At 40.9% G+C, this 11260-nt stretch carries 9 protein-coding genes, 1 tRNA gene, 1 rRNA gene and 1 other annotated feature; of the genes, 3 read left to right on the forward strand and 8 right to left on the reverse strand.

What is annotated here, in order from left to right; translation table 11 throughout:
• Positions 1–132: 132 nt before the first annotated feature.
• Complete coding sequence (locus tag SJY16_RS00880; protein ID WP_377887189.1) at positions 133–1347, reverse strand: cation:proton antiporter; 1215 nt, start codon at positions 1345–1347, stop codon at positions 133–135.
• Between the two features lie 165 nt (positions 1348–1512).
• Between SJY16_RS00880 and SJY16_RS00885 the strand changes: the two genes are divergently transcribed.
• Both SJY16_RS00885 and SJY16_RS00890 read left to right on the forward strand, forming a co-directional pair.
• Positions 1513–2151, forward strand: a complete 639-nt coding sequence (locus SJY16_RS00885) for a deoxynucleoside kinase (protein WP_377887190.1) — start codon at positions 1513–1515, stop codon at positions 2149–2151.
• Complete coding sequence (locus SJY16_RS00890; protein ID WP_377887191.1) at positions 2148–2816, forward strand: deoxynucleoside kinase; 669 nt, start codon at positions 2148–2150, stop codon at positions 2814–2816. Before SJY16_RS00885 ends, SJY16_RS00890 begins: the two co-directional genes overlap by 4 nt.
• Positions 2817–2950: 134 nt before the next feature.
• Here the strand turns inward: SJY16_RS00890 and SJY16_RS00895 are convergent.
• The 6 genes from SJY16_RS00895 to guaB all read right to left on the reverse strand — a co-directional run bounded on the left by SJY16_RS00895 (position 2951) and on the right by guaB (position 9476).
• A tRNA-Ser gene (locus SJY16_RS00895) sits at positions 2951–3043 on the reverse strand.
• Between the two features lie 129 nt (positions 3044–3172).
• On the reverse strand, positions 3173–4447 hold the full coding sequence (gene serS, locus SJY16_RS00900) for a serine--tRNA ligase (protein WP_377887192.1): 1275 nt from the start codon (positions 4445–4447) through the stop codon (positions 3173–3175).
• A 64-nt stretch (positions 4448–4511) separates the two neighbouring features.
• Positions 4512–4716: a binding site (T-box leader), on the reverse strand.
• Positions 4717–4782: 66 nt separating this feature from the next.
• Entirely contained in the window at positions 4783–5376 is a 594-nt protein-coding gene (pdxT, locus tag SJY16_RS00905; RefSeq protein WP_377887193.1) for a pyridoxal 5'-phosphate synthase glutaminase subunit PdxT, read from the reverse strand.
• 76 nt (positions 5377–5452) lie between these two features.
• Complete coding sequence (gene pdxS / locus SJY16_RS00910) at positions 5453–6340, reverse strand: pyridoxal 5'-phosphate synthase lyase subunit PdxS (protein WP_270182962.1); 888 nt, start codon at positions 6338–6340, stop codon at positions 5453–5455.
• Between the two features lie 185 nt (positions 6341–6525).
• The gene (locus SJY16_RS00915; RefSeq protein ID WP_377892002.1) at positions 6526–7845 is read right to left on the reverse strand and encodes a serine hydrolase; all 1320 of its coding nucleotides are present in this window, start codon (positions 7843–7845) and stop codon (positions 6526–6528) included.
• A gap of 173 nt (positions 7846–8018) precedes the next feature.
• Positions 8019–9476 carry an IMP dehydrogenase gene (gene guaB / locus SJY16_RS00920; RefSeq protein ID WP_377887194.1) on the reverse strand — a complete coding sequence of 486 codons (1458 nt, stop codon included), beginning with the start codon at positions 9474–9476 and terminating at the stop codon, positions 8019–8021.
• A gap of 116 nt (positions 9477–9592) precedes the next feature.
• Between guaB and SJY16_RS00925 the strand changes: the two genes are divergently transcribed.
• A complete protein-coding gene (locus SJY16_RS00925; RefSeq protein WP_377887195.1) occupies positions 9593–10552 on the forward strand; it encodes a YaaC family protein in 960 nt (319 codons plus the stop codon).
• Between the two features lie 511 nt (positions 10553–11063).
• Here SJY16_RS00925 and rrf read toward each other — a convergent pair.
• Positions 11064–11180: ribosomal RNA gene (rrf, locus tag SJY16_RS00930) — 5S ribosomal RNA — on the reverse strand.
• Positions 11181–11260 lie beyond the last annotated feature (80 nt).

Below are 11260 nucleotides of genomic sequence, written 5' to 3' on the forward strand. Positions count from 1 at the left end.
CCCTCCAATATTTGTTAGTCAACCAGCTTAAACGTAAATCTTTTTCCCTAACCTTTCAAGAGTATCTATTAAAGCCATAACGCTTTCCTGTATTGGTGTGAGTGATGACTTGATGTCGATTCTTCTCTAACTTCATCCCTTTTTCTTTTCAAATAGATGTGAGAGTGGATAGATCGTCATGCTTTGAATAATAAGAGATAACATTACCGCTCCAAACGTGATCGAGAGAATATTGCTATCTAAAGACGCTTTATCAGACTCTAAACTAAGTAATAATGCGACAGACATCGTTCCTCTTATGCCAGACCATGTTACAAGTGAGATGTCTTTCCAATTAAATTCGTTGCGCCATGCCTTGAACATGTTCACAATCCCTGCTAAAACAAAGAATCGAATGACGACTGAAGCTAAAAACACAACTGTGACAAATAGCCATTGGTCGATCACCAAATAATTCGTCGCTTCAATACCGATTAGTAGAAAAATTAACGCTAGAATACTCGGTTCAACAACTTCCCAAAAGCTGTTTAAGTAGTCTCGATAATGTGATTCTTTGATTAATCGATCAAGCTCATAGGATAGAACGATCCCAGCTGCTACGACAGCAAGGACACCGGAGACTTCAAGAGCTTCCGCTACATAGAAACTTCCATAAGCAAGAACGATACTTAACATGACCTGATATTGTCTCTGATGGGTCAAGTGGATCGCTCGACATACGAGATAACTAAATATCGCCCCTATTGCTACTCCACCAATCGATACGAGAATGAAATCATAGATAAAAGAACTGATGGAGAACGAATGGCCCTCTATCACCATACCAGCGAATATGGTGAAAAGAACGATGCTTGTTCCATCATTAACCATCGATTCACCTTCCACCACATCAGCAATTTTAGGATCTTTCGAAGAATTTTTTAATATGGAAACAACAGATACTGGATCTGTCGGTGTCAAGATAGAAGCGATCAACAAAGCTCCGACAAATGATAAGGATAAAAACGGAGCGCTCAACAAATAAACGACTCCTCCTAGAAGGACAGCACTCGCTATAATTCCGAGTGTGCTTAACATAGAAATAATACCTGCATGCTTTCTGAGGTGGTCGAATGGAAACTGATAAGCTGAAATAAAGAGAAGTGCAGGAAGAAACCATTCGAATAAAATCTCTTTCGTGATATGTACAGACTGAAAGTATGGTACAAAAGACAAACTAATCCCAATAACCAAGAGCACTAACGGTGCTGGGAAATTCTTTTGTTTTGTATCGATTGTGTAAACCAGATAACCGATAAATAACAGGATTAAAATATGATGAGAGCCCATTCTTCCACCCCTTTCCATGACGATTTTCCCCCATCTATCAGATATAAAACAAGCAGGTTTTTTTTACCTTTAACACGATGGTTTTAACCCTGTCCACAGTTCTTGGTCTATGCTACAATTATCTTTGTCTATAAAAAGAGAGCAAGATCTGGTTAGCATAGGAAACGACGGAGGAGGATACGTATGAACCAGACCCCATTTATTGCCGTCGAAGGCCCGATCGGTATTGGAAAGACCTCTCTATCCCACGCTATCGCTGATTATTATCAGTTTAAACTGTTTCAAGAAATCGTAGAAGAGAATCCGTTTCTCGGTAAGTTCTACGGCAACATTGAAGAGTGGAGCTTCCAAACCGAGATGTTTTTTCTTAGCCATCGATACAAACAATTAGAAGAGATGGATAAACACTATCTATCCAAACAACGTCCAGTCATTTCTGATTACCACATTTTCAAAAACAAAATTTTTGCCCAACAGACACTTAGTGACAAGCACTTTTCTAAATATATGAAAATCTACGATATTTTAACCGAGGGCATGCCAGAACCGAACGTTATTATTTATTTGAATGCAAGCCTCGAAACGTTGCTAAATCGCATATCACAAAGAGGTCGTCAAATTGAAAAAGATATTGACCCTTCATACCTTAAGCGATTATCAGCTGACTATGAACGGTTTATGCAGGAATTCGAAGCGCATCACCCTGATATTCCTGTTCTCCGGTTCAATGGCGATGAGATGGACTTTGTTGCAAACGAAGAAGATTTGCAAACCATTTTTGAATCCCTCGAATTAACATTGAAAGAAGGAGACCCTGTATGAATCTTAGAGAAAAATACAACATACCTCAGGACGCCGTCATTACGATAGCTGGTACTGTTGGAGTTGGTAAATCCACTATTACAAGTTCACTAGCAAATGCCCTGCAATTTAGGACCTCACTTGAAAAAGTTGATAATAACCCATATCTAGAGAAATTTTATCATGACTTTTCTCGTTGGAGCTTTCACTTACAGGTTTACTTTTTAGCTGAACGTTTCAAAGAACAAAAGAGAATGTTTGAATATGGTGGAGGCTTCGTACAGGATCGCTCGATTTATGAAGATACTGGCATCTTTGCGAAAATGCATTATGAAAAAGGAACGATGTCGAGCGTCGATTACGAAACATACACGAACCTTTTTGAATCGATGGTGATGACGCCATTCTTTCCACATCCTGATCTGATGATTTATCTTGAAGGATCTTTTGATGATGTCGTTGATCGCATCAAGGAACGTGGACGCCCAATGGAACAACAAACACCTACCGAGTATTGGGAAGAAATGTACCAGCGCTATAATAACTGGATCGATAGCTTCAATGCATGTCCAATCCTTAGATTGAACATCAATGAATATGACCTTGTTAACGATCCATCATCGGTTGAGTTGATTCTAAAGCGTATCGAACAAAAATTTAATCAAATTCCTACTTTGAGCAGATAACAAAAAGAAAGGAGCTGTCCAGTATCGGATAGCTCCTTTCTTTATGGAGAAAATTACACATAAAAAAACCGCTGTCTAGGACAGCGGTCATATAATCTCCAAATTATATGCGCGTTGGTAGTTCAATTAGTTAATGGCGGAGGAAGAGGGATTCGAACCCCCGCGGGCCGTTAAGCCCCTGTCGGTTTTCAAGACCGATCCCTTCAGCCAGACTTGGGTATTCCTCCATGTCGTGTAACTTAATTGTTAACTCGGTGACACGAATAATATCTTATCATCCGGTAGTTAGAAAGTCAACAAAATGAATGATATTTTTATATTTTTATTTAAAAGGGGGATTTACTCCCCCTTTTCATTTATTTCAGAACTTCACGTCCGCCCATATAGGGACGTAGAACTTCAGGTACAACGACCGTTCCATCTTCTTGCTGGTAATTTTCTAGAATTGCAGCAACGGTTCTTCCGATCGCAAGGCCAGATCCATTTAACGTATGAACAAATTCAGGTTTACCGTTCTTTTCTCTACGGAATCGAATGCCTGCTCGACGTGCCTGGAAATCTTCAAAATTACTACAAGAAGAGATTTCTCTGTATGTTCCATAGCTTGGGATCCATACTTCAATATCGTATTTCTTAGCAGCAGTAAAGCCAAGATCAGCTGTACACATGCTCATGACACGGTATGGAAGCTCCAATAATTGAAGAACCTTTTCAGCATGTCCTGTAAGCTTCTCAAGCTCGTCATAAGAATCTTCTGGCTTCACAAAACGAACGAGTTCCACTTTGTTAAATTGATGCTGACGAATCAATCCTCTTGTGTCTCGTCCTGCAGATCCTGCTTCAGAACGGAAACATGCGCTGAATGCCGTATAAGCAAGGGGAAGATCAGCAAGATCAAGAATTTCATCACGGTGGAAATTCGTAACAGGCACTTCAGCCGTTGGGATCAAGAAGTAATCTTCTTCACGAATCTTGAAGGCATCTTCTTCAAACTTAGGTAACTGTCCTGTACCTGTCATGCTCTCGCGATTAACAAGGTAAGGAGGTAGAATTTCTTCATACCCGTGTTCAGACTCATGAAGGTCCATCATGAAGTTAATGAGAGAGCGCTCAAGTCGTGCACCTGCTCCTTTATAAAAAGCAAATCGGCTTCCAGTTACTTTAGATGCGCGTTCAAAATTAATGATATTTAAATCTGTTGCAATATCCCAGTGAGGCTTCGCTTCAAAAGAGAACTCTTTTCTCTCACCCCATGTACGTGCTTCCACGTTATCGTCTTCAGTTTCACCAACTGGTACGCTATCATGTGGAATGTTAGGAATATGGAGTAGGATTTCTTCAAGTTCACCTTCTACACCACGTAGCTCCTCATCAAGTCTTTTAACTTCGTCTCCCACTTCACGCATCTCTTTGATCAAGTGATCAGCATCTTGTTTTTCACGCTTATATTCAGCAATTTTCTTTGAAACTTCATTACGCTGTCCTTTAAGTTCTTCAGTCTTTGCAATAAGATCTCTTCTTCGCTGATCAAGCTCTTCAAAACGATCTAGACCTACAAGATCTTCACCACGTTTTGATAGTTTTTCTTTCACATCGTCAAAATTCTTTCGTAAGTATTTTAAATCAATCATGTCTTTTCCTCCTTTTTGTTACGATAAGCATCTCTCGGGAATACAAAAAAACCCTCATCCCCTGGAAAGGGACGAGAGCTACCCGCGTTGCCACCCTGATTGCAGACAAATGCCTGCCTCTTAACAGAATAACGGTCTGCTCCGAGAAAGCTTACTAATTTCAGCTTTCTACTCAGGGATGGATTCACAGGGTTCAATGATCGATTCTCACCAGCCATCGATTCTCTAAGCATTGAACATCTATTACTAATTCCCGTCAACGTTTTCGTATATCATGTATCACAAGCAGAGTTTTTATGCCCCGCTTCCTAGTACGTAATAATTTACACGAAAATTCACTCGGTTGCAAGTCCTTCTTTCTTAAACTCAAGGACCATGTCAATAAATAGTTGATGCATGCGATCATCATCCGTTAGTTCTGGATGATACGCACATGCTAGGAAGCGTCCATCACGTGCGGCAACAATTTTATCATTAAAGGTCGCAAGGACTTCTACACCTTCTCCGACTTCTTCAATATAAGGAGCTCTGATAAATACTCCGATGAAATCTTCATCTAATCCTTCAACTGTTAATGGTGCTTCAAAGCTTTCTCGTTGGCGTCCAAAAGCATTACGTTTTGCTGTAACATCCATAACGCCGATATGAGAGTCAGCCATTCCCTCAATACGCTCTGCAAGAAGAATAAGCCCTGCACATGTACCGAAGATCGGCTTTTCAGCAGCAAAAGCTTTCAAAGGCTCAAGAAATCCATATTGATTGATAAGGCGACGCATCGTTGTACTTTCTCCACCTGGCAGCACGAGGCCATCGAGATCATCGAGCTGCTCAATGCGTTTTACAACAACAATTTCCGCTTCTTTTGTTTGTAGTGCTTTCACATGTTCTCGAATTGCACCCTGCAGTCCGAGGACTCCAACTTTCACCATACTGCTTTCGACTCCTTTTATCTATATCTAAGTAAGACCCCCACCTCAATTGCTCAGGTGGGGGTGATTTAATGAATTACCAGCCGCGTTCCTGCATGCGTTCAGTTGGCTGAAGTGATGAAATTTCGATTCCTGGCATTGCAATACCAAGGTTTTTAGAAATCTTTGCGATCAATTCATAGTCTTGATAATGAGTTGTTGCTTCTACGATTGCCTTCGCAAATTTCTCTGGGTTATCTGATTTAAAGATACCAGAACCAACGAATACACCGTCAGAACCAAGTTCCATCATGAGGGCTGCATCCGCAGGAGTTGCGATTCCGCCAGCAGCGAAATTAACAACCGGAAGTCGTCCAAGTTCTTTAATTTGAAGAAGAAGCTCAAATGGCGCTTGAAGGTTTTTCGCTTCAGTCATTAGCTCATCTTCAGACATGCTTGAAATTTTACGGATTTGGGATTGAATAAGACGCTGATGACGCACAGCTTCAACAACGTTTCCAGTTCCAGGTTCACCCTTCGTACGAAGCATTGCAGCTCCTTCACCTACACGGCGCAGTGCTTCACCAAGGTTACGAGCACCACAAACGAAAGGAACAGTGTACTTACGCTTATCAAGGTGATATTCTTCATCAACTGGAGTCAATACTTCACTCTCATCAATATAGTCAACACCCATTGATTCAAGAACACGCGCTTCAACAATATGACCGATTCGGCATTTTGCCATTACTGGGATAGATACTGCATTCACTACTTCTTCTACGATAGTAGGATCAGCCATACGAGCTACCCCGCCTGCTGCACGAATATCGGATGGAACGCGCTCAAGTGCCATTACAGCAACTGCACCAGCTTCTTCTGCAATCTTTGCTTGCTCTGCGTTCACAACGTCCATAATGACGCCGCCTTTTTGCATCTCAGCCATACCACGTTTTACGCGATCTGTACCTGTTTGTTGATTCATCTATATTCCTCCCATATTTATATTAGATAATCGTTACTTTTAAAAACACCTACATCAAACGTTTCTATTGTAACATTTTTTCTAGGCTTGTCCTATCTTCTACGCTTTGATTTCCTAAAAGATTTTAAAAAATACTCTTCAAATATACATTTGAAGAGTATTTTCACCTTATTTCCTGAAAAATATTAGCTGAATAGTCCTTTAACAGCTCCTGCTGCACTACTCCAGATGCTTGAGAAGAAACCGCCGATCGCTCTCATCGTAAGCGTAAACCATCCGGCTTTCTCAACTGAATCAGTCGTTACAAGTGGTACTGAGGAACTTTTCTCTCCAGTTATATACCCAAGCTCTTCACCAGTTGCTTTGAGCATAACTTTCCCCACTTCCTCACCATTTTTTAACGGTGCCGTTAATTCACCATCTTTAGTGAGTAGTTTATCGTTCAGCTTATAATTAGTCTCGTACGCTTTTTCAGTTCCATTTTGTACGATCGCATTGAACGATTCTCCAGCTGCTACCTCTACTTCTTTTTCTTTCCCTTTTACAACGCTTAACGTGGAATCTTTCTCAACTTGATCACCTTTATTGATGATTGTTTTAGATTCAAAGTTATCGAATCCATAGTTAAGTAGTTTTGATGCCTCTTCAAAGCGTGCTTCGTAAGAATCTGTCTTCATCACCACTGAAATCAGGCGCATATCCCCTTGCTTGGCTGTACCAGTGAATGCGTACCCTGCAAGATCAGTCGAACCTGTTTTCAATCCGTCGATTCCTTCCACAGGATACTTGTTTGAATACACAAGTGAAGGAAGAAGCCAGTTCCAGTTCTTCATTTCGATTTCATCATCTGTACCTTCACGGAAGTTCTTTACTGGAATACTTGCAGTATCAAGAACTTCAGGGTAGTCCTTGATCAAGTGGTAAGCAAGAAGTGCAGTAGACCGTGCTGACATCATGTTCTCTTCGTTCGGGTCACCAGCAGGGTGATTCCCACGAAGGTCTTTGTTATTTAAACCAGAGCTGTTAACGAAACGGTATTCTTTCATTCCCATTTCTTCTGCTTTAGCGTTCATCATTTCAACAAACTTTGCTTCAGTTCCTGCAACATGTTCTGCAAGTGCCATAGTTGCAGCATTGGCTGAATAGATCGCCATCGCTTCGTAAAGTTCTTTTACTGAATACTGTGCGTCTGAACGAAGTGGTACATTGGAAAGACTTCTGTTTTGAGAAAGAATATGTATATTCTCGCTAATGCTAACTTTATCGTCCCAACTAATCTTCTTATTATGAATTTGTTCAAGTATTAAGTATTCTGTCATCATCTTCGTCATACTTGCCGGCGCGAGCGTTAATTCTGGGTCTTTCTGATAAAGAATCTTTCCAGACTCTGCATCGACCAGAATCGCAGCTTTTGCTTTAACATCTGGTGCTTCTGCAGCTTCTGCATAGCTTCCTGCACCGAACGTGCCTGCTAAAAGTAATACAAATGCCATAGTCAAAATCATGGCTTTAAAACCAAGGTTTTTCAACCCTTACACCTCCAACTGAGTCTCACATAACCGCTATTTTATCATAACTAAAATTAAAAAAATAGATAGAGGAAAGCCCCCTATCTACTTTTCTAACGTATTTAGTTCAATTTGTCACAGACATGATAAAACTTCCATCAAAAGTACTATTAAACGGAATAATTTGGCGCTTCCTTCGTTACTTGAACATCATGCGGATGACTTTCACGAAGACCTGCCCCAGTAATTTTCACAAACTGGCTATCTTCTCTTAAAGAATCTAGCGTCCTTGTTCCACAGTACCCCATACCAGAACGGATTCCTCCGAGTAGCTGATGAATCGTATCACCAAGTGGGCCTTTGTAAGGAACTCGGCCTTCTATACCTTCTGGAACGAGCTTAGACATATTTTCCTGGAAATAACGGTCCTTACTGCCTTTTTCCATTGCTCCGATCGAGCCCATACCTCGGTACACTTTAAACTGACGGCCTTGATAAATCTCACGTTCACCAGGACTTTCATCTACACCTGCTAGAATACTTCCGAGCATAACTGCATGTCCACCCGCAGCGATTGCTTTTACGATGTCCCCAGAGAACTTGATTCCTCCGTCAGCAATAATACTTACTCCATGTTTCCGTGCTTCAGTCGCGCACTCATAAACGGCAGTAACTTGAGGAACACCTACACCAGCGATAACACGAGTCGTGCAGATCGACCCTGGACCAATTCCTACTTTCACTACATCTGCTCCAGCTTCAATAAGTGCTTTCGTTCCTTCAGCTGTTGCTACGTTACCTGCAATGATTGTAAGGTCAGGATACTCTTCACGAATTTCACGAACCTTATTGATAATTCCAGCTGTATGACCATGTGCTGAATCAAGCACGATGACGTCAACACCAGCTTCAACGAGCTTCTTAACGCGCATAACAGCATCAGTTGTGTTTCCAACTGCTGCGCCTACAAGTAAACGCCCGCTGTTATCTTTTGCAGATTGAGGAAACTGGATGACTTTTTCAATATCTTTAATGGTAATCAGCCCTCTGAGCGTCCCATCATCATCTACTAGAGGTAGCTTCTCAATACGATGTTGTTGTAGCACACGCTCTGCTTCTTTAAGCGTCGTTCCAACAGGAGCTGTTACAAGGTTTTCTTTCGTCATTACTTCTTTGATTTGAATGGAATAATCTTCGATAAAACGGAGATCTCTGTTCGTAAGAATTCCAACTAGTTTTCTTTCGTCATTTACAATCGGGACGCCGGAAATTCTGTATTTACCCATAAGGTGCTCAGCATCGAATACTTGATGCTCTGGTGTTAAGAAGAAGGGATCAGTGATAACGCCACTTTCAGAGCGCTTCACACGGTCAACATGCTCAGCTTGATTTTCAATAGACATACTCTTGTGAATAATACCAAGACCACCTTGACGAGCCATTGCTATAGCCATAGGAGCTTCTGTCACAGTATCCATACCTGCACTGATTATCGGGACATTCAGTTTCAAGTTCTCTGTTAGCTTTGTTTCTACAGATACCTCTCTTGGAAGCACATCAGAAAAAGCTGGTGTTAATAACACATCATCGAAGGTTAGCCCTTCTTTTGCAAATTTTGTTTCCCACATCCCTTTCATCCTCCTCTAGTCGTTCTTATCGAAAATTTATTAGTAGCTTATCAATTGGTTAAACTAGTGTCAAGAAAGATTAAATAAGTTTGAATTATCAAACAGGGAGGCTCTTTATGGGATACACAGAACCAGTCAATACATCTTGGCATGCTTTTCACTCGTCTACTTATGTTCAACAGTATCTCAATAAATGCTATTCTAAGTTAGGTTTTGATGATGCCGAAAGAAAAAGTTACGATAATTGCTACCGATTTATTTACTTTATGGAATATGGCGATCGTTATTTTAAACACGCTCGTGCAGCAGACACTGAGTTGAAGCCTATCCTTCTGTTTTATGGAATGATTCAACTGTTGAAGGGATGTTTGCTAACCCTTGATCCAAACTATCCTGGCGATACTCTCGTATTAGCTCATGGTGTAACCTCAAGAAAAAGGAAGAAACGTCAGTACTCATTTCTCCAAGATGAAGTGAAAGGACAAAAAAATGGTCTTTTCGAATACTTTTCAAGAAAAATGTTTCATGTGAAACAGGTCGAAGGAGAAAAGTATCAAATGAACAATCTGCTGAGCCTAATTCCTGAAATAGCTCCTCTCTTTGGACAGCTATCTGAAAAAGTGACGAGTTATAAAATTGAACCTATCTCCTTAAACTCTTTTACCATCTCTTCTCACATTTTAGATTCATTAAATATGACGATTGAACGCTTTGAAAACTATCTTAAGCAGCAGATACTAGTAGACGTTATATCTGTGTCAGCTCCTGAACGTGGAAAACTTGAAGTATGCTTAGATGCCAACGTTACATCTCTTCACTCTAGACCATTCTTATCAGCCGGCAAAGATCTTTACCTCCCTGCAAAACGATCCCAGTATAATACTATAAATGAGGTTATGGTTCATTATCTCCTCCTTTATAACCTAAGCATGATCTGTCGCTATGAAACAGAATGGTGGGGTGACCTTTTCCATGCCAGAGAATCAAACGATTTACCATTCATTTTAGAGTTCTTGGATATTACTGCAAAGAAAGTTCCTACCCTTCTTTATGACTATTTAATGGAAAGAATTTAGAATAAAGAGAAGAGGGCATATAAGATCTAGCTCTCATTTGGCATAATCCTAAGAGTATAGTATGGAGATGGTAACTATCAGCCATACCATAATTTTAACCATTTTATTACTTAAGAACACATTCAGACAATACTTGGGATTGAGAGCGATTCTGCAGGGTATCTGCGAAACATAGGTCAGCACTTTGGTTTCGTAAATTCACAATCTGACAACAAAAAAGTCAGGGTCTTAACCTCTGACTTTTCAAGTGCTTAACTTCCGTGTTCTCATACGGGGCGCGATAAGCGGCGAACTCGCCAGCTGCGCGATTCTGGATCCTCATAGATCTCCGACTATCTACTCCGGTCCAGTCTCACTTGCTTCCTCGAATTTCTTGCTTCTCCCACCCCTACGAAGCTTTCGAGGATGTTCTTGAATGTAAATCATGATGGAATACCACCTCACGGTACTACTCAAACGAAAAAAACATATAAAAAAGCCAGAGATCATAATGACCTCTGACTTCTCACTTGCCTAGCGACGTCCTACTCTTGCAGGGGGAGATCCCCCAACTACCATCGGCGCTGAAGAGCTTAACTTCCGTGTTCGGCATGGGAACGGGTGTGACCTCTTCGCCTTCATCACTAGACTGACAGGATGTTAGTCGTTCGATGTTCACCACAGGACGTGGTGGAACTTAATCGAACTTCATTCATTCCCTGAAAACTA

This window comes from Alkalihalobacillus sp. R86527, assembly GCF_042466185.1.
GTDB lineage: Bacteria > Bacillota > Bacilli > Bacillales > Guptibacillaceae > Guptibacillus.

Coding starts and splice junctions, on each gene's coding strand:
- SJY16_RS00880 (WP_377887189.1), bottom strand. CDS start 1,347: ATGGAAAGGGGTGGAAGAATGGGCTCTCATCATATTTTAATCCTGTTA.
- SJY16_RS00915 (WP_377892002.1), bottom strand. CDS start 7,845: ATGATTTTGACTATGGCATTTGTATTACTTTTAGCAGGCACGTTCGGT.
- pdxS (WP_270182962.1), bottom strand. CDS start 6,340: ATGAATCAACAAACAGGTACAGATCGCGTAAAACGTGGTATGGCTGAG.
- serS (WP_377887192.1), bottom strand. CDS start 4,447: ATGATTGATTTAAAATACTTACGAAAGAATTTTGACGATGTGAAAGAA.
- SJY16_RS00890 (WP_377887191.1), top strand. CDS start 2,148: ATGAATCTTAGAGAAAAATACAACATACCTCAGGACGCCGTCATTACG.
- SJY16_RS00885 (WP_377887190.1), top strand. CDS start 1,513: ATGAACCAGACCCCATTTATTGCCGTCGAAGGCCCGATCGGTATTGGA.
- pdxT (WP_377887193.1), bottom strand. CDS start 5,376: ATGGTGAAAGTTGGAGTCCTCGGACTGCAGGGTGCAATTCGAGAACAT.
- guaB (WP_377887194.1), bottom strand. CDS start 9,476: ATGTGGGAAACAAAATTTGCAAAAGAAGGGCTAACCTTCGATGATGTG.
- SJY16_RS00925 (WP_377887195.1), top strand. CDS start 9,593: ATGGGATACACAGAACCAGTCAATACATCTTGGCATGCTTTTCACTCG.